Consider the following 16,753-nt stretch of genomic DNA (forward strand, 5'->3'; position numbering starts at 1 on the left):
TCCGGCTGCAGCGCGCGGATTCTCACCGCCCCCGAGATCGACTCCGCCGCGCTGCAGATCAGTCGCGGCGTCGACCCGAAAACCTTCACGCAGACGTGGAAGCAGGCGCCGCTGCCCGGAGTGTGCAACACCGGCTACGGCGTCGACCCGCGGTACCTGACGAGAGATCTGCTCGCGAAGCTGTGGGTTCCGTCGAGCCTCGGCACGACGGTGACGATCCGTCTCCGCCCCAGCGGGTACGACGGCCAGGTGAAGATCGGTGCGGCCTGCCGGGTGACCACCCGGACGATGCCCGCGCCGCTCGCGATTCCCGGGCTCGTCTCGATGCAGGGCAGGCACAAGGACGGGCTGCTGTCCAATCTCCCCCTCGCGATGTCGGACCTCGACGACGTGATGCCGTTGACCGACATGTCCGTCGAGGAACTGCGCGCCTTGCAGTTGCCACCGGCGGGGTGCGGCCAGCTCATCGGTTCCGACGACTACGGCCACGGAATCACCGCCCGCATCGCAGGTCCCGGCGTCGGCATGGTCTATGTGGCGGGCGAGCTGTACCTCGCCCAGCAACTGGTGTTCCGCGCCGTTGCAACAGGTGCCCGGGTGCTCATCCACACCGATCGGCCCGACGCGTGGTCGTCGTTGATCGACTCCATCGCCACGCCTGACCGGTTGCGCATCGCGGGTCACAACCCGCAGTCCGACAATAGGTTCAACACGGTGGTGTTCGACGGCGTCAACGCGCTGCCGCCCCGCGCCGGGGTCACAGCGATCTACCTGTACGGGGAGCCGAGTCAGTGGCCCGGCGCCGAACCGGACCTGTCCATCGTCCAGCCGAATGCTCTCGGCGACCGGATTCTTCTGTCGACGGGAGGGACGAGCATCGAACTGATGCTGGTCACGATCTCGTCCGAGACTGCGTTCATCGGCCGCCCGCGCGCGGTGGAGGAGTACCCGCCCGCCTACCAGTACTAGCCGGGGTACGGCGCGGTCTCGCGCTGCACCCGGACCGCGTCGGCCCACCACACCAACTGGGCCAGCATGCGGTCCGCCGAGTCGATGGCGGCGCCGTCGGTGGTCTGCCCCTGGTCGTCGAATCTCTTGCGCACCCGGTGGAAGCTCACACTCTGCCGGACCGACACCATGTGCAGTTCCGCCACCACCTGGCGTAGCTGTTCGGTGGCCCGGAGCCCGCCGGCCAGCCCACCGTACGACACGAAACCGATGGGCTTCGAACGCCATTCGTGTTTGAGACTGTCGAACGCGGTCTTCAGCGCCGCAGGGTAGCCGTGGTTGTATTCGGAGGTGACGGCCACGAATCCGTCGGCTCGGCCCACCCGCTCGCGGAATTCGTCCGTCACCGGGGAATCGCCGAGATCCTGCGGCAACGGCGTGTCGGCGAGGTCGATGACCCCCACGTCCAGTCCCGGGTAGGCGCGCGCACGTTCGGCGAACCAGCCGGCGACGACGGGAGCGATCCGGCCCACTCTGACGGACCCGATGATGATCTCGAGTCGGACGGGCTCGACTGCGGTCATGAACACACTCCTTCTTTCCGGGGCAATCCTGGAGGTCGACGATCCGGCTTCAGTCGCCGCAGCAGCCGCCGGGCACGGTCCGAACGTCCCGGGTGATCTGGTTGCGTGCCGCCAGATCCGCGTCTTCGGGGTAGTCGACCCGCACCAGGGACAGTCCGTGCGCGGGGGCCACCAGAATCGAACTCGACCGCGACTTCTCGCGGAGGAGACCCTCGATCCAGCCGAGATCGCGCCTGCCCTCCCCCACGGCGAGAACCGCACCGACGAGACTGCGCACCATCGACCAGCAGAACGCGTCGGCGCTGACGAAGGCGGTGAACACGTCGCCGTCGCGTTCCCAATCGAAACGCTGGAGATCGCGGACCGTGGTGGCCCCTTCCCGGCGTTTGCAGAACGCCGCAAAGTCGTGCAGTCCCAGCAGCATCGCGGACGCCGAGCGCATGAGTTCGAGGTCGAGGACCTTCGGATACGACACGGTGTCCCTCGCTCGGAGCGGGTCGGCACCGTAGACCGCCGATGTCAGGCGGTACTCGTAGTGCCTCCGCATCGCGGAGAACCGTGCATCGAAGTGTTCGGGCGCGAAGGAGATCCGCTTGATCCGCACGTCCTTCGGCAGAAAGCGCGCGAGCCTGCGGACCAGCCGGGACGGGTCTTCCGGCAGGGCGTCGACCGGAACGTCGACGTGCGCGACCTGACCGGTGGCGTGGACGCCGGCGTCGGTCCGCCCCGCCACCGTGAGCTGCAACGGCGTGCGCAGGACGGCGCCGAGCTTCTCCTCGATCTCCCCGCACACCGTGCGCAGGCCGTTCTGGCGGGCCCACCCGGAGAAATCGGTTCCGTCGTACGCGATGTCCAGGCGCAAGCGACGGGTCTCATACGAAACGGGCCCGCCGTCCCCCGGGGGGACGACGGGCTCGTTCGATTCAGCGTGTGCCGAAACCAAGTGGACTAGTCCTTCTTGGCCTCTTCGGCCTCGGGAGCGTCGGCCGCGGTGGCGGTCTCGTCCTCGATGGCCTCGACGACGGCGTCAGCGTTCTCGACCTCGGCGTCGGTTGCCTCGGCCTCGACGGCCTCGACGACGTTCTCCTCGGCGGGAGCAGCAGCCGGCGCATCCTGCGATGCCTTCACGCGACGAGCACGGTCGGCCTCGGAGGTGACGGTCTTCTCCTTGACGAGCTCGATGATCGCCATCGGCGCGTTGTCACCCTTGCGGGGGACCGTCTTGATGATGCGGGTGTAGCCGCCGTCACGATCGGCGTAGAACGGGCCGATCTCCGCGAACAGGGTGTGCACGACATCCTTGTTGCGGATGACCTTCAGAACCTCGCGACGGTGAGCCAGGGTTCCGGCCTTGGCGTGCGTGACGAGCTTCTCGGCGTACGGGCGCAGGGCCTTGGCCTTGGACTCCGTGGTGGTGATGCGGCCGTGCTCGAAGAGCGCGGTAGCCAGATTGGCGAAGATCGCCTTCTGGTGCGAAGCCGACCCGCCGAAGCGAGCACCCTTCTTGGGCTTGGGCATGATGATCTCCTAGTAAAGGACCGTGAGCTACAGCTGTTCGGTCTCGGCGTAGTCCTCGGTGCCCTCGGCATCACCGAAGGAACCGGCGTCCGTGTCGCTCCACGTTCCGGTGGCGGCGTCGTAGCCGGCAACGGTGGTGGGATCGAAGGACGCGGGGCTGTCCTTGAGGGCCAGGCCGAGCGAATGCAGCTTGACCTTCACCTCGTCGATGGACTTCTGTCCGAAGTTGCGGATGTCGAGCAGATCGGACTCGGTACGGCCGACAAGCTCACCGACGGTGTGAACACCTTCGCGCTTGAGGCAGTTGTAGGAACGGACCGTCAGGTCCAGGTCCTCGATGGGCAGTCCGAACGAAGCGATGTGATCGGCCTCGGCGGGCGAGGGTCCGATCTCGATGCCTTCTGCTTCGACGTTCAGCTCACGGGCCAGGCCGAAGAGCTCAACCAGGGTCTTGCCCGCCGAAGCGAGCGCGTCCCGAGCGGTGATGGAGTTCTTGGTTTCCACATCGAGCACGAGCCGATCGAAGTCGGTGCGCTGCTCGACGCGGGTGGCCTCCACCTTGTAGGTGACCTTGAGCACCGGCGAGTAGATCGAGTCGACCGGGATACGGCCGATCTCGGCGCCGGACGCCTTGTTCTGGACGGCGGGGACGTAGCCGCGACCGCGCTCGACGACGAGCTCGATCTCCAGCTTTCCCTTGTCGTTCAGGGTGGCGATGTGCAGATCCGGGTTGTTCACGGTGACGCCGGCCGGGGGCACGATGTCGCCTGCGGTCACAGCGCCGGGGCCCTGCTTGCGGACGTACATGGTGACCGGCTCGTCCTCTTCGGAGCTCACGACGAGACCCTTGAGGTTCAGGATGATGTCGGTGACATCTTCCTTCACACCGGGAACTGTGGTGAACTCGTGCAGAACGCCGTCGATGCGGATGCTGGTGACAGCAGCGCCGGGAATCGACGAGAGCAGCGTACGGCGGAGCGAATTGCCGAGTGTGTACCCGAAGCCTGGCTCGAGGGGCTCGATGACGAACTTCGAGCGGTTGTCAGCGATGACCTCTTCGGTCAGCGTGGGTCGCTGAGAAATGAGCATTGGATTTCCTCCTGTACGGGCGTCCGCTATTTGACGCCCACGATGGGAAAGGCACTTCGTGCCCGTGCGCCTTTCCGGTAGTCGGTACTACCGGAAAGGCGCACGAGCCGACAGGCCTACTTCGAGTAGTACTCGACGATGAGCTGTTCCTGCAGAGGAACGTCGATCTGCGCACGCTCGGGAAGCTGGTGAACCAGAACCCGGAGACGTCCACCGACAACCTGCAGCCAACCCGGGATCGGGCGATCGCCCTGGGTCTCGCGCGCAACCTGGAAGGGAAGCGTCGACAGCGACTTGTCCTTGACATCGATGATGTCGTACTGCGAGACGCGGTAGCTGGGGATGTCGACCTTCTTGTTGTTCACGAGAAGGTGACCGTGCGTGACCAGCTGACGGGCCTGGCGGCGGGTGCGAGCCAGTCCGGCGCGGTACACGACGTTGTCGAGACGCGACTCCAGGATGCGGAGCAGGTTCTCACCGGTCTTACCGGGGCGGTTGTTCGCCTCCTTGTAGTACAGGCGGAACTGCTTCTCCATGACGCCGTAGGTGAAGCGAGCCTTCTGCTTCTCCTGCAGCTGGAGCAGGTACTCGCTCTCCTTGATCCGCGCGCGGCCGTGCTGGCCCGGCGGGTAGGGACGACGCTCGAACGCCTGGTCGCCTCCAACGAGGTCGACGCGCAGACGACGCGACTTGCGGGTGATGGGTCCGGTATAACGTGCCATTTTTTTCTACCTATCCTTCCCGCTAGACCCGACGCCGCTTGGGCGGACGGCAGCCGTTGTGCGGCTGGGGGGTGACATCGGAGATGGTGCCGACCTCGAGGCCTGCGGCCTGAAGCGAGCGGATCGCGGTCTCACGGCCGGAGCCGGGGCCCTTGACGAAGACGTCGACCTTCTTGACGCCGTGCTCCTGCGCCTTGCGGGCTGCGTTCTCTGCGGCCAGCTGGGCGGCGAACGGGGTCGACTTACGCGAACCCTTGAAGCCGACGTGTCCCGAGGACGCCCAGGAAATCACGTTTCCGGCGGGGTCCGTGATGGACACGATGGTGTTGTTGAACGTGCTCTTGATGTGAGCGGCGCCGTGCGGGACGTTCTTCTTGTCCCTGCGACGCGCCTTCTGGGTCTTCTTCGGACCGGTGCCACGTGACTTGGGGGGCATTACTTCGCCTTCTTCTTGCCTGCAATGGTGCGCTTCGGACCCTTACGGGTGCGGGCGTTGGTCTTGGTGCGCTGACCACGCACGGGCAGACCACGACGGTGGCGCAAGCCCTGGTAGCAGCCGATCTCGATCTTGCGTCGGATGTCGGCCTGGACCTCGCGGCGAAGGTCACCCTCGACCTTCAGCGACTCCTCGATGTACTCGCGGAGCTTGGCCAGATCCTCGTCCGAGAGATCCTTGCTCCGCAGATCCGGGCTGACGCCGGTGGCGTCCAGGATCTCCTTGGAGCGGGTACGGCCGATGCCGTAGATGTAAGTAAGTGCGATCTCCATCCGCTTTTCACGGGGAAGATCGACACCTGCGAGACGTGCCATGTCGGCATTCCTATCGGTGTGCGGAGGTCTGCTCCCAGTCCATCCCCTGTGCCTCTTCAAACGTCGGCGGTCTCGCGACCGGCGATGCTTCAACTAACTCAGTGGGGCCCCGGCCTCCGTGCCGGGGGTGAACCAGTACCTGCTCGAGAGCCGTGGGTACTGGCTGGTGCTGGGAGGTCATCTTTGCTTGTTGCCAAGCAGATCCTCGAAAAGCGGAGATCTAGCCCTGACGCTGCTTGTGGCGCAGGTTCTCGCAGATCACCATGACCCGGCCGTTACGACGGATCACCTTGCACTTTTCGCAGATCTTCTTGACGCTCGGCTGAACCTTCACGTCTTCTGATCTCCTGTTTTGTGGCAGCCCACTACGCAGATCCGCAGCGGACGTACTTCTCCCCGACCTGGTCGGGCGGGGAAGCTTTTACTTGTACCGGTAAACGATGCGTCCGCGCGACAAGTCGTAGGGCGACAGCTCCACGACAACGCGATCTTCCGGGAGGATGCGAATGTAGTGCTGACGCATCTTTCCGCTGATGTGGGCGAGAACCTTGTGGCCGTTCTCGAGCTCAATGCGGAACATCGCATTGGGCAGCGGCTCGACTACTCGTCCCTCGACCTCGATGGCCCCGTCTTTCTTAGCCATATCCTCCGCGATCCATGTGGTTTGGCGTGCTTATTGCATCTGTTTCCGTTACCGTGGCGCCCAATGGGATCTTCACCGGCCGAAACATGAACAATCCGGATCGAATCCGGCACTGGGCACGCAGACAACCGGCACGCATAGCGCACCGTTGATCCATGTTACGGGAAATTGCTCACCAGGCCAAATGCGGTCCCCGGCGGACCCGCCCGCCCGGCGAGAATTCCGCTTCCGAACCCCACCGGTCACGACTCGAAGGATGGTGTGCGTGCGCGCCCTGGTACAGCGAGTGACGTCCGCGTCGGTCCGGGTCGACGGCGACGAGGTGGGACGGATCACTCCCCCGGCCGGCGGCCACGGGCTGCTCGTCCTGATCGGCGTCACCCACACGGACGACGCGGCGAAGGCGGCTCTGCTCGCGAAGAAGGTGTGGACCATGCGCATCCTGGAGAACGAGCAGTCCGCCGCCGACCTCGACGCCCCGGTGCTCGTCGCCAGTCAGTTCACGCTGATGGCGGACACCCGCCGGGGCAGGCGCCCGTCCTGGTCCGCCGCGGCGCCGAGGCCCGTGGCGGAACCACTGGTGGACGAATTCACCGGCGCCCTGCGCGAGCTGGGCGCCACCGTCGAGACGGGTGTGTTCGGCGAACACATGGAGATCAGCCTCGTCAACGACGGTCCGGTGACGCTGCTGATCGACGTGTAGGCCCGCGCCCGCGGGCGCTCGCTACTCCGGACGCAGGGTGAGGATGCGCGGCCCGTCCTCGGTGACCGCGACGGTGTGCTCCCAATGCGCGGCACGAGTGCCGTCCGTGGTGACGACGGTCCAATCATCCTCGAGGACAACGGTATCCGTGGTCCCGAGGGTCAGCATCGGTTCGATCGCGAGAACGGATCCGACCACCAGCTGGGGTCCCTTGCCCGGGGCTCCCTCGTTGGCGAGGAACGGCTCCATGTGCATTTCGCGGCCGATGCCGTGACCGCCGTAACCGTCGACGATGCCGTACTTGCGGTCGTGCGCGACCTCGGCGGCGCGGGTACCGAGTTCGATGGCATGCGAGATGTCGGTGAGCCGGTTGCCGGCCAGCATGGCCGCGATGCCCGCCTCCATCGACAGCCGGGTGGCCTCGCTGAGTTGCTGGTCCGCTTCGATGATGTCGCCGACACCGAAGGTCCACGCAGAATCGCCGTGCCAGCCGTCGAGAATGGCGCCGCAATCGATGGAGACGAGGTCTCCCTCGGCGAGAATGTCTTCTGCCGAGGGAATCCCGTGCACCACGCGATCGTTCACGGACGAACAGATCGACCCGCTGAACCCGTGGTAGCCCTTGAACGACGGCACGGCGCCTGCGCCGCGGATGACCGACTCGGCCACCTCGTCGAGTTCGAGCGTGCTCACACCCGGCTTCGCCGCTTCGCGGACCGCGACGAGAGCCGCACCGACGATGGCACCGGCGGCCGCCATCGCGTCCAGCTCGCCCGCGGTCCGGAACGGAACGACCTTGCGTTTACGCCCGAAGCCCATTACTTGCCCAGCGCTGCCAGTGCGCGAGCGTTGACCTCGTCGACCTCACCGAGGGCGTCGACGGTCACCAGCTGCTCCTTGTAGTAATCGAGCAGCGGCGCGGTCTCCTCGCGGTACACCCGGAGCCGGTTGCGGATGACGTCCTCCTTGTCGTCCGCGCGGCCACGGGCCAGCATCCGCTCGACCACGACGTCTTCGTCGACGATGAACGACAGCACTGCGTCGAGCTTGGTGTTCAGCTCGGCCAGGATCGCCTCGAGCGCCTGGGCCTGGTCGACGGTCCGGGGGAAGCCGTCCAGCAGGAAACCGTTGGCCGCATCAGGCTCGCCGACGCGGGCCTTCACCATGTTGTTGGTGATCTCGCTGGGAACCAGGTCCCCGGCGTCCAGGTACTTCTTCGCCTCGAGGCCGAGAGGGGTGGCCTGGCCGATGTTCGCGCGGAACAGGTCGCCCGTGGAGATGTGCGGGACGCCGAGCTTCTCGGACAGAATCGCGGCCTGGGTGCCCTTGCCTGCACCGGGAGGACCAAGGAGGACAAGTCTCACTTGAGGAACCCTTCGTAGTTACGTTGCATCAATTGACTTTCGATCTGCTTGACCGTGTCCAGGGCGACGCTGACGAGAATCAGCACGGCCGCACCACCGAAGATGCTGCTGGAGGTCTGGCTTCCGGACAGGAAGAAGTGGGGCAGCACCGCGATCAGGCCGAGGTAGATCGAGCCGGGAACGGTGATGCGGTTGAGCACGTAATTCAGGTAGTCCGCGGTGGGGCGACCCGGGCGGATACCGGGGATGAAGCCGCCGAACTTCTTCATCTCGTCCGCGCGCTCTTCCGGATTGAACGTGATCGCGACGTAGAAGAACACGAAGAACACGATCAGCGCGAAGTAGATCACGATGTACACCGGGTTGTTCGGATTCACCAGGTACTCGTTGATGATCCGCTGCCACCAGCTGGGGTCGGCGGACGACGTGGCACCGGTGAGCTGCGCGATGAGGTTCGGCAGGTACAGCAGCGAGGACGCGAAGATGACCGGGATGATGCCGGCCTGGTTGACCTTCAGCGGCAGGTACGTCGACGAACCGCCGTACATCTTGCGGCCGACCATGCGCTTGGCGTACTGCACCGGGATGCGCCGCTGGCCCTGCTCGACGAAGACCACGCCGGCGATGATGGCGAGCGCCGCGACGCAGATGATCGCGAAGATCAGTCCCCCGCGGCTGTCCAGGATGGCCTTGCCCTCGGACGGCAGGCGGGACGCGATACCCGAGAAGATCAGCAGCGACATGCCGTTGCCGACGCCGCGCTCGGTGATGACCTCGCCGAACCACATGACGAGGGCAGCGCCCGCGGTCATGACCAGCACGATGATCACGAGGCCGAAGATGCTCTTGTCGGCGATGATCTCTTCCTGGCATCCCTGCAGCAGCTGGCCGCGCGACGCGAGCGCCACGATGCCGGTGGCCTGCAGGATCGCCAGGGCGATCGACAGATAGCGCGTGTACTGCGTCATCTTCGCCTGGCCGGACTGGCCTTCCTTCCGGAGTTCCTCGAACTTCGGAATGACGACCGTCAACAGCTGGACGATGATGCTGGCCGTGATGTACGGCATGATGCCGATCGCGAAGATGGACAGCTGCAGCAGTGCACCGCCGGAGAACAGGTTGATCAGCGAGTAGATGCCCGCGGAGTCGCCGCCCGACAGCTGATCGACGCACGATCGGACGTTGCCGTAGTCGACACCCGGCGACGGGATCACCGCGCCGATGCGATACAGCGCAACGAGACCGAGCGCGATGAGGATCTTCCGCCTCAGGTCCGGGGTCCTGAGGGCCGAGACGAAGGCGGAAAGCAAAGATCCTCCTGGCACGACGGTGGGGAGACGAAGTCGTAACCGACTTGTCCGTGAATGAACTCTAGAACTCTAACAGTGGCAACTGAACGCACAGTTGGGAGACCTGCGGCAGTGCTTCCCGTACAGCCGCAAATGGCCGCAGTACAGCGCGAGGCTGTACTGCGGCCATCTACTGGCTAGCGGTGATAGCTCACAGCTCGGTGGCGGTACCACCGGCAGCAGCGATCTTCTCCTTGGCGGAGCCGGTGAACTTGTCGACCGTCACCTGGACGGCGACAGTCAGGTCGCCGTCGCCGAGAACCTTGACGAGCTGGTTCTTGCGAACGGCACCCTTGGCAACGAGGTCCTCGACCGTGACCTGTCCACCTTCGGGGAACAGACGGGCGATGTCGCCGACGTTGACGACCTGGTACTCGGTGCGGAACGGGTTGGTGAAACCCTTGAGCTTGGGCAGACGCATGTGCAGCGGCATCTGTCCACCCTCGAAGGCGGCGGGCACGTTCTTGCGGGCCTTGGTGCCCTTCGTGCCGCGACCTGCGGTCTTGCCGCGCTTGCCGCCTTCACCACGACCGACGCGAATCTTGTCCGACTTGGCTCCCGGCGCGGGGCGCAGGTGATGCAGTTTGATGGTCATGGTTAGACCTCCTCAACTGTGACGAGGTGGCGCACCACGTTGATCAGACCGCGGTTCTGGGCATTGTCCTCGCGGACAACCGTCTGACGGATGCCCTTCAAGCCGAGGGTGCGCAGCGAGTTCCGCTGGTTCTGCTTGGTACCGATGGTGCTCTTGATCTGAGTGACCTTGAGTTCGGCCATTACTTCACGCTCCCAGCCTGTGCGCGCGCACGCAGCATGCCGGCGGGGGCAACGTCCTCGAGGGCGAGACCGCGGCGAGCGGCAACTTCCTCGGGGCGCTGCAGGCCCTTGAGCGCAGCGACGGTCGCATGCACAACATTGATGGCGTTGTCGCTACCGAGCGACTTCGACAGAATGTCGTGGATGCCGGCGCATTCCAGCACGGCACGCACCGCGCCACCGGCGATGACACCGGTACCGGGGCTTGCCGGACGCAGCATGACGACGCCCGCTGCGGCCTCACCCTGAATCGGGTGCGTGATGGTGCTGCCGATCATCGGCACGCGGAAGAAGCTCTTGCGAGCCTCCTCGACGCCCTTCTGGATGGCCGCAGGAACTTCCTTGGCCTTGCCGTAGCCGACGCCGACCAGTCCGTTGCCGTCGCCCACGATCACCAGAGCGGTGAAGCTGAAGCGACGACCACCCTTGACGACCTTCGACACGCGGTTGATCGTGACGACGCGCTCGATGTGGTTCGACTTCTCGGCCGACTGTCCGCCGCGACGATCGTCGCGACCGCCACCACGACGGTCGCCGCCGCCGCGGTTGTCCCCGGTGTTGGGGCCATTCTGTCCGGCGGGTCCGCTTCCGCCGTCACGCCTCTGACGTCCCGGCATCAGGCTGTCCTTCCGTTCATGTACTCGGTCTTGGTCATCAGAACTTCAACCCGCCTTCGCGAGCTGCGTCCGCAAGGGCCGCGATGCGACCGTGGTAGCCGTGTCCGCCGTGGTCGAACACGACGGCCTCGACACCGGCTGCCTTCGCGCGCTCGGCGATCAGCTGACCGACCTTCGCACTGAGGGCCTTCTTGTCGCCGTCCGCTGCACGCACGTCGGCCTCGGTGGTCGACGCCGCGGCCAGGGTGTGGCCTGCGAGGTCGTCCACGAGCTGGACGTGGATGTGGCGCGAGGACCGGTTGACGACCAAGCGGGGACGCTCGGGCGTGCCGGAGACCTTCTTGCGGAGACGGAAGTGACGACGCACCTTCGACAGGCGACGCTTCGTGGACGCATCCTTGCCGAGCGGAACCCGCTTGGCTTTCTGGTTTGCAGTCTGGCTCATATCACTTACCCGTCTTTCCGACCTTGCGGCGGATCTGCTCACCCTCGTAACGCACGCCCTTGCCCTTGTACGGGTCCGGACGACGGAGACGACGGATGTTGGCCGAGATCTGCCCGACCTTCTGCTTGTCGATGCCCGACACCGAGAACTTGGTGGGCGACTCGACCGCGAAGGTGATGCCTTCCGGAGCCTCGATCGGGACCGGGTGGCTGTAGCCGAGTGCGAACTCGAGGTCCTTGCCCTTCAGAGCAACGCGGTAACCGACGCCGTGAATCTCCATCTTGGTGGTGTAACCGTCGGTGACACCGGTGATGAGGTTCTGCACCAGGGTGCGAGACAGACCGTGCAGCGCGCGGCTGCGACGCTCGTCGTCCGGACGGGTCACGCTGAGCGTGCCGTCGTCGTTCTTCGCAATGGCAATCGGCTCGGAGATCGTGAGGGCCAGCGAGCCCTTGGGACCCTTGACCGTGACGTCCTGGCCGTCGATCGAGACGTCGACGCCGCCGGGGACGGTGACGGGAATCTTTCCAATACGCGACATTGTGGTGGCCTCCCTTACCAGACGTAGGCGAGGACTTCCCCGCCCACTCCTTGATTGGCCGCCTGGCGATCGGTGAGCAGGCCGGTGGACGTGGAAATGATCGCCACGCCGAGGCCGCCCAGAACCTTGGGCAGGTTGGTGGACTTCGCGTACACACGCAGACCGGGCTTGGAGACGCGGCGCACGCCGGCAAGGCTGCGCTCACGGCTCGGGCCGTACTTCAGGTCGACGATGAGGGTCTTGCCCACCTCGGCGTCTTCGGTGCGGTAGTCGGCGATGTAACCCTCGCGCTTGAGGATCTCGGCGATGTTCGCCTTGATCTTCGAGTGGGGCAACTTCACCTCATCGTGGTACGCCGTGTTGGCGTTGCGCAGACGTGTCAAGAAGTCTGCGATGGGGTCGGTCATGGTCATGAGGTTGACCTCTACCTTTCTCACAACGGTTCCCTCTGCCGTTTCCGGCGCAGGCCTATCGCGAAGTAGGTCTTACGTTTCCCGGTCCGAGGTTACGAACCGGAAGTCTGTGGGGGTGACGCCGTCGCCGTTGCGGCGACGGCGTCACCGGCTCACCAGGAGCTCTTGTGAACGCCGGGCAGCTCGCCGGCGTGCGCCATCTCACGGACGCAGATTCGGCACAGGCCGAACTTGCGGAACACCGAGTGCGGACGGCCGCAGCGCTGGCAGCGGGTGTAGGCGCGCACCGCGAACTTGGGCTTCTTGTTGGCCTTGTTGACCAATGCCTTCTTAGCCATTAGCTCAGTTCTCCTTGAACGGGAAGCCGAGGTGCTTCAGCAGGGCACGGCCTTCTTCGTTGTTGGTCGCGGTGGTCACCACGGTGATGTCCATGCCGCGCGGGCGGTCGATCTTGTCCACGTCGATCTCGTGGAACATCGACTGCTCGTTCAGGCCGAACGTGTAGTTGCCGTTGCCGTCGAACTGGTTGCCCGACAGGCCGCGGAAGTCCCTGATGCGGGGAAGCGCGACGGACACGAGACGGTCCAGGAACTCCCACATGCGGTCGCCACGCAGCGTGACGCGGGCACCGATCGGCATTCCCTCGCGGAGCTTGAACTGCGCGATGGACTTGCGTGCCTTGCGGATCTCGGGCTTCTGACCGGTGATCAGAGCGAGATCGTTGACGGCACCGTTGATCAGCTTGGCGTCGCGCGCGGCGTCACCGACACCCATGTTGACGACGACCTTGACGACGCCGGGGATCTGCATCACGTTGGCGTAGTCGAACTCGGTGTTCAGCGCAGCCTTGATCTCCTCGCGGTAGCGAGTCTTCAGGCGCGGCTGGATCTTGTTCTCAGTGGAGGTCATGTCAGATGTCCTTCCCGTTCTTCCGGGAAATCCGAACGCGCTTGCCGGACTCTTCGTCGGTCCGGTACCCCACGCGAGTGGGGTTGCCGTCCGAGTCGACGACCGCGACGTTGGAAACGTGGATCGGGGCTTCCTGCGTGACGATGCCGCCGGAGGAAGCTCCGCGCTCGTTCGCGGAAACCGCGGTGTGCTTCTTGATGCGGTTCACGCCTTCGACGAGGACCTTGTTGGTCGCGGGGTAGGCCTGGATGACCTTGCCCTTCGCGCCCTTGTCCTTGCCGGCGATGACCAGCACGGTGTCACCCTTGTGCACCTTCATCACAGCACCTCCGGGGCGAGCGAGACGATCTTCATGAACTTCTTCTCACGCAGCTCACGGCCGACGGGGCCGAAGATGCGGGTGCCACGGGGATCGTTGTCCGGCTTGATGAGGACGGCGGCGTTCTCGTCGAACTTGATGTACGACCCGTCCGGACGGCGGCGTTCCTTGGTGGTGCGGACGATGACGGCCTTGACGACCTCGCCCTTCTTGATGTTTCCACCCGGGATGGCGTCCTTGACGGTGGCGACGATGATGTCACCGATCCCGGCGTAGCGGCGAGACGAACCACCGAGAACGCGGATGCAGAGAATCTCCTTGGCACCCGTGTTGTCGGCGACGCGCAGCCGCGACTCCTGCTGAATCACTTACTTCTCCTTGACCTGGACTGTTGCACGGCAGATTTCCGACCCGACGTGCGCGGTCTGCACCCGTGCCCTGCGAGAGGGGCCGCCCGGGTGGGCGGCACAACGGTGGGGTTGCCGTGCGTCTGCCGCAAGGCAACCCCACCATCGTACTGGATGCATTATTCGGTTTCTTACTTGGCCTTCTCGAGGACCTCGACGAGACGCCAGTGCTTGGTCGCGGACAGCGGACGGGTCTCCATCAGCTGCACGCGGTCACCGATGCCTGCGACGCCGTTCTCGTCGTGCGCCTTCACCTTGCTGGTGCGCCGGATGATCTTGCCGTAGAGCGGGTGCTTGACCCGGTCCTCGAGCTCGACCACGATCGTCTTCTCCATCTTGTCGGAGACGACGTATCCGGTGCGGACCTTACGGCTGCCGCGCTCTTCAGTGCTCACTGCTTTTTCCTCACTCATGCCGCGTCACCTGCGTCCGGACCGACGGCCAGCCCGAGCTCACGCTCACGCAGAACGGTGTAGATGCGCGCGATCTCGTGACGGACGGTACGCAGTCGACGGTTGTTGTCCATCTGACCCGTGGCCATCTGGAAACGAAGGTTGAACAGCTCTTCCTTCGACTCACGAAGCCGGGTGACCAGCTCTTCTTCGGTGAGCTCGCGGAGCTCTGCGGCTGGGGTTCCAGTAGCCATCAGAACTGCTCCTCCCTTGTCACGATCCGGCACTTGCACGGGAGCTTGTGCATCGCGCGACGCAGGGCCTCACGAGCGATCTCCTCATTGGGGTAGCTCATTTCGAACATCACGCGACCGGGCTTGACGTTCGCGATCCACCACTCGGGCGAACCCTTACCGGAACCCATGCGGGTTTCGGCCGGCTTCTTGGTGAGGGGGCGATCCGGGAAGATGTTGATCCAGATCTTGCCGCCACGCTTGATGTGCCGGGTCATGGCGATACGAGCGGACTCGATCTGCCGGTTGGTGATGTAGGCGGGCTCGAGAGCCTGGATGCCGTAGTCACCGAAGGTCACCTGGGTTCCACCCTTGGCGGCACCCGAACGGCTCGGATGGTGCTGCTTGCGGTGCTTGACCCGCCGTGGGATCAACATGCGTCAGCCCTCCTTCTGTTCAGTCGTAGCGGGTGCATCGGCGGTGGCGGTCGCTGCGCGGCCGGCCTCGGTGCTGGTCGCGGTGGTGCCGGTGGCACCGGAGCGACGGGGACGGCTCGGACGCTCACGCCGGGGGCGGTCGCCTGCGGGAGCAGCCACGTTGGCGGCGAGCTCACGCTTGCCACCGACGATGTCGCCCTTGTAGATCCAGACCTTCACGCCGATGCGGCCGAAGGTGGTCTTGGCCTCGTAGAGGCCGTAGTCGATGTCCGCGCGAAGCGTGTGCAGCGGCACACGGCCTTCGCGGTAGAACTCCGACCGGGACATCTCGGCGCCGCCGAGACGACCGGAGCACTGAACGCGGATTCCCTTGACGTTGGGCTGACGCATGGCCGACTGGATGGCCTTGCGCATCGCGCGACGGAAGGCGACACGGTTCGAGAGCTGCTCGGCCACACCCTGTGCGACGAGCTGAGCCTCGGCCTCGGCGTTCTTGACCTCGAGGATGTTCAGCTGGACCTGCTTGCCGGTCAGCTTCTCGAGCTCGGAACGGATGCGATCGGCTTCGGCGCCGCGGCGGCCGATGACGATGCCCGGGCGGGCGGTGTGGATGTCGACACGAACACGGTCACGCGTGCGCTCGATCTCGACCTTCGCGATGCCCGCGCGCTCCATGCCGGTGGCGAGGAGCTTACGGATCGCGACGTCTTCCTTGACGTACTCCGCGTACTGCTTGTCTGCGTACCAGCGAGACTTCCAGTCGGTGGTGATGCCGAGGCGGAAGCCGTGCGGGTTGATTTTCTGGCCCACTACTGAGCACTTCCCTTCCGGCGATTACGGGTCGATGTTCCGGTCTTCGGCAGGCTCTCCACGATCACGGTGATGTGACTGGTGCGCTTGCGGATACGGAACGCACGTCCCTGTGCACGCGGCTGGAACCGCTTGAGGGTCGCGCCCTCGTCCACGAACGCCGTGGCGACGACAAGCGTGCTCGGGTCGAGGTCGAGGTTGTTCTCGGCGTTGGCCGCTGCGGAGGCGATCACCTTGGCGACCGGCTCGCTCGCTGCCTGCGGCGCGAACTTCAGGATGTTCAGGGCGTCTTCAACCGAACGCCCGCGGACCAGGTCCACAACGCGACGCGCCTTCATCGGCGTGACGCGCACGTGGCGCGCTACTGCCTTGGCGGTCGGGTTGGCGGTTTCGGTGTTGCTCATCGCCTCTTCGCCTTCCGATCATCCTTGATGTGACCCTTGAACGTGCGGGTCGGTGCAAACTCTCCGAGCTTGTGTCCGACCATCGAGTCGGAAACGAACACGGGGACGTGCTTGCGGCCGTCGTGAACCGCAAACGTGTGGCCGATGAAGTCCGGGATGATCGTGGAACGACGGGACCAGGTCTTGATGACCTGCTTGGTTCCCTTTTCGTTCTGCACGTCCACCTTCGCGAGGAGGTGGTCATCGACGAACGGGCCCTTCTTGAGGCTGCGTGGCATCC

The 16,753-nt window shown here is 65.0% G+C and carries 29 protein-coding genes and 1 pseudogene; 2 read left to right on the plus strand and 28 right to left on the minus strand.

Annotation, left to right across the window (positions count from 1 at the left end):
- Window positions 1–969: pseudogene (locus AC1DWT_RS35560) on the plus strand (type VII secretion protein EccE); the annotation flags it as partial.
- Here AC1DWT_RS35560 and AC1DWT_RS35565 read toward each other — a convergent pair.
- The 9 genes from AC1DWT_RS35565 to infA form a co-directional block, all read right to left on the minus strand.
- On the minus strand, window positions 966–1,532 hold the full coding sequence (locus AC1DWT_RS35565; protein WP_072945714.1) for an NADPH-dependent FMN reductase: 567 nt from the start codon (window positions 1,530–1,532) through the stop codon (window positions 966–968). The pseudogene AC1DWT_RS35560 and the gene AC1DWT_RS35565 overlap by 4 nt on opposite strands.
- 49 nt (window positions 1,533–1,581) lie before the next feature.
- Complete coding sequence (gene truA / locus AC1DWT_RS35570) at window positions 1,582–2,475, minus strand: tRNA pseudouridine(38-40) synthase TruA (protein WP_206015186.1); 894 nt, start codon at window positions 2,473–2,475, stop codon at window positions 1,582–1,584.
- A gap of 5 nt (window positions 2,476–2,480) precedes the next feature.
- Complete coding sequence (gene rplQ / locus AC1DWT_RS35575) at window positions 2,481–3,050, minus strand: 50S ribosomal protein L17 (RefSeq protein WP_011598158.1); 570 nt, start codon at window positions 3,048–3,050, stop codon at window positions 2,481–2,483.
- 27 nt (window positions 3,051–3,077) lie between these two features.
- Window positions 3,078–4,139 carry a DNA-directed RNA polymerase subunit alpha gene (locus AC1DWT_RS35580; protein WP_005239684.1) on the minus strand — a complete coding sequence of 354 codons (1,062 nt, stop codon included), beginning with the start codon at window positions 4,137–4,139 and terminating at the stop codon, window positions 3,078–3,080.
- Window positions 4,140–4,255: 116 nt separating this feature from the next.
- Entirely contained in the window at window positions 4,256–4,861 is a 606-nt protein-coding gene (gene rpsD / locus AC1DWT_RS35585) for a 30S ribosomal protein S4 (RefSeq protein WP_005239683.1), read from the minus strand.
- A gap of 22 nt (window positions 4,862–4,883) precedes the next feature.
- Complete coding sequence (rpsK, locus tag AC1DWT_RS35590) at window positions 4,884–5,297, minus strand: 30S ribosomal protein S11 (protein ID WP_009479376.1); 414 nt, start codon at window positions 5,295–5,297, stop codon at window positions 4,884–4,886.
- Complete coding sequence (gene rpsM / locus AC1DWT_RS35595; protein ID WP_005239677.1) at window positions 5,297–5,671, minus strand: 30S ribosomal protein S13; 375 nt, start codon at window positions 5,669–5,671, stop codon at window positions 5,297–5,299. Before rpsM ends, rpsK begins: the two co-directional genes overlap by 1 nt.
- A 220-nt stretch (window positions 5,672–5,891) precedes the next feature.
- Entirely contained in the window at window positions 5,892–6,005 is a 114-nt protein-coding gene (gene rpmJ / locus AC1DWT_RS35600; RefSeq protein WP_003938068.1) for a 50S ribosomal protein L36, read from the minus strand.
- An 87-nt stretch (window positions 6,006–6,092) separates the two neighbouring features.
- Window positions 6,093–6,314 (minus strand): translation initiation factor IF-1, encoded by a 222-nt coding sequence (infA, locus tag AC1DWT_RS35605; protein WP_003418601.1) that lies wholly within the window; start codon window positions 6,312–6,314, stop codon window positions 6,093–6,095.
- A 265-nt stretch (window positions 6,315–6,579) separates the two neighbouring features.
- Between infA and dtd the strand changes: the two genes are divergently transcribed.
- Window positions 6,580–7,017 (plus strand): D-aminoacyl-tRNA deacylase, encoded by a 438-nt coding sequence (dtd, locus tag AC1DWT_RS35610; RefSeq protein WP_095861073.1) that lies wholly within the window; start codon window positions 6,580–6,582, stop codon window positions 7,015–7,017.
- Window positions 7,018–7,038: 21 nt separating this feature from the next.
- On the opposite strand, the gene map is transcribed toward dtd, so the two are convergent.
- From map to rpsS, 19 genes are all read right to left on the minus strand, one after another.
- Window positions 7,039–7,836, minus strand: a complete 798-nt coding sequence (gene map / locus AC1DWT_RS35615) for a type I methionyl aminopeptidase (protein ID WP_072945709.1) — start codon at window positions 7,834–7,836, stop codon at window positions 7,039–7,041.
- Window positions 7,836–8,381 carry an adenylate kinase gene (locus tag AC1DWT_RS35620; protein WP_072945707.1) on the minus strand — a complete coding sequence of 182 codons (546 nt, stop codon included), beginning with the start codon at window positions 8,379–8,381 and terminating at the stop codon, window positions 7,836–7,838. Before AC1DWT_RS35620 ends, map begins: the two co-directional genes overlap by 1 nt.
- Window positions 8,378–9,691 carry a preprotein translocase subunit SecY gene (gene secY, locus AC1DWT_RS35625; RefSeq protein ID WP_072945705.1) on the minus strand — a complete coding sequence of 438 codons (1,314 nt, stop codon included), beginning with the start codon at window positions 9,689–9,691 and terminating at the stop codon, window positions 8,378–8,380. The genes AC1DWT_RS35620 and secY overlap by 4 nt, the downstream gene beginning before the upstream one ends.
- Window positions 9,692–9,881: 190 nt before the next feature.
- Complete coding sequence (gene rplO / locus AC1DWT_RS35630; protein WP_005239667.1) at window positions 9,882–10,325, minus strand: 50S ribosomal protein L15; 444 nt, start codon at window positions 10,323–10,325, stop codon at window positions 9,882–9,884.
- 2 nt (window positions 10,326–10,327) lie between these two features.
- Complete coding sequence (rpmD, locus tag AC1DWT_RS35635) at window positions 10,328–10,507, minus strand: 50S ribosomal protein L30 (protein WP_005253859.1); 180 nt, start codon at window positions 10,505–10,507, stop codon at window positions 10,328–10,330.
- On the minus strand, window positions 10,507–11,163 hold the full coding sequence (gene rpsE / locus AC1DWT_RS35640) for a 30S ribosomal protein S5 (RefSeq protein ID WP_072945703.1): 657 nt from the start codon (window positions 11,161–11,163) through the stop codon (window positions 10,507–10,509). Before rpsE ends, rpmD begins: the two co-directional genes overlap by 1 nt.
- Before the next feature lie 37 nt (window positions 11,164–11,200).
- Entirely contained in the window at window positions 11,201–11,608 is a 408-nt protein-coding gene (rplR, locus tag AC1DWT_RS35645) for a 50S ribosomal protein L18 (RefSeq protein ID WP_095860921.1), read from the minus strand.
- 1 nt (window position 11,609) lies between these two features.
- Window positions 11,610–12,149 carry a 50S ribosomal protein L6 gene (gene rplF, locus AC1DWT_RS35650; protein ID WP_009479371.1) on the minus strand — a complete coding sequence of 180 codons (540 nt, stop codon included), beginning with the start codon at window positions 12,147–12,149 and terminating at the stop codon, window positions 11,610–11,612.
- Window positions 12,150–12,163: 14 nt separating this feature from the next.
- Window positions 12,164–12,562, minus strand: coding sequence for a 30S ribosomal protein S8 (rpsH, locus tag AC1DWT_RS35655; protein ID WP_005239657.1), 399 nt, complete (start codon window positions 12,560–12,562; stop codon window positions 12,164–12,166).
- Window positions 12,563–12,714: 152 nt separating this feature from the next.
- Window positions 12,715–12,900: a type Z 30S ribosomal protein S14 gene (locus AC1DWT_RS35660; RefSeq protein ID WP_005239644.1), complete on the minus strand. Its 186-nt coding sequence runs from the start codon at window positions 12,898–12,900 to the stop codon at window positions 12,715–12,717.
- Between the two features lie 4 nt (window positions 12,901–12,904).
- On the minus strand, window positions 12,905–13,471 hold the full coding sequence (rplE, locus tag AC1DWT_RS35665; protein WP_005239642.1) for a 50S ribosomal protein L5: 567 nt from the start codon (window positions 13,469–13,471) through the stop codon (window positions 12,905–12,907).
- Window position 13,472: 1 nt separating this feature from the next.
- The gene (rplX, locus tag AC1DWT_RS35670; protein ID WP_005239640.1) at window positions 13,473–13,790 is read right to left on the minus strand and encodes a 50S ribosomal protein L24; all 318 of its coding nucleotides are present in this window, start codon (window positions 13,788–13,790) and stop codon (window positions 13,473–13,475) included.
- Window positions 13,790–14,158, minus strand: a complete 369-nt coding sequence (rplN, locus tag AC1DWT_RS35675) for a 50S ribosomal protein L14 (protein ID WP_005239639.1) — start codon at window positions 14,156–14,158, stop codon at window positions 13,790–13,792. Before rplN ends, rplX begins: the two co-directional genes overlap by 1 nt.
- A 170-nt stretch (window positions 14,159–14,328) precedes the next feature.
- Window positions 14,329–14,610, minus strand: coding sequence for a 30S ribosomal protein S17 (rpsQ, locus tag AC1DWT_RS35680; protein WP_005239638.1), 282 nt, complete (start codon window positions 14,608–14,610; stop codon window positions 14,329–14,331).
- Window positions 14,607–14,843 carry a 50S ribosomal protein L29 gene (rpmC, locus tag AC1DWT_RS35685; RefSeq protein WP_005239637.1) on the minus strand — a complete coding sequence of 79 codons (237 nt, stop codon included), beginning with the start codon at window positions 14,841–14,843 and terminating at the stop codon, window positions 14,607–14,609. The genes rpsQ and rpmC overlap by 4 nt, the downstream gene beginning before the upstream one ends.
- Window positions 14,843–15,259, minus strand: coding sequence for a 50S ribosomal protein L16 (gene rplP / locus AC1DWT_RS35690; RefSeq protein WP_005239636.1), 417 nt, complete (start codon window positions 15,257–15,259; stop codon window positions 14,843–14,845). The genes rpmC and rplP overlap by 1 nt, the downstream gene beginning before the upstream one ends.
- Before the next feature lie 3 nt (window positions 15,260–15,262).
- Window positions 15,263–16,069 (minus strand): 30S ribosomal protein S3, encoded by an 807-nt coding sequence (gene rpsC / locus AC1DWT_RS35695; RefSeq protein ID WP_005239635.1) that lies wholly within the window; start codon window positions 16,067–16,069, stop codon window positions 15,263–15,265.
- The gene (gene rplV / locus AC1DWT_RS35700; protein ID WP_005239634.1) at window positions 16,069–16,473 is read right to left on the minus strand and encodes a 50S ribosomal protein L22; all 405 of its coding nucleotides are present in this window, start codon (window positions 16,471–16,473) and stop codon (window positions 16,069–16,071) included. The genes rpsC and rplV overlap by 1 nt, the downstream gene beginning before the upstream one ends.
- The gene (gene rpsS, locus AC1DWT_RS35705) at window positions 16,470–16,751 is read right to left on the minus strand and encodes a 30S ribosomal protein S19 (protein ID WP_003940820.1); all 282 of its coding nucleotides are present in this window, start codon (window positions 16,749–16,751) and stop codon (window positions 16,470–16,472) included. The genes rplV and rpsS overlap by 4 nt, the downstream gene beginning before the upstream one ends.
- Window positions 16,752–16,753: the final 2 nt, after the last annotated feature.

The sequence above is a fragment of the Rhodococcus sp. P4_B6 genome (genome assembly GCF_056402215.1).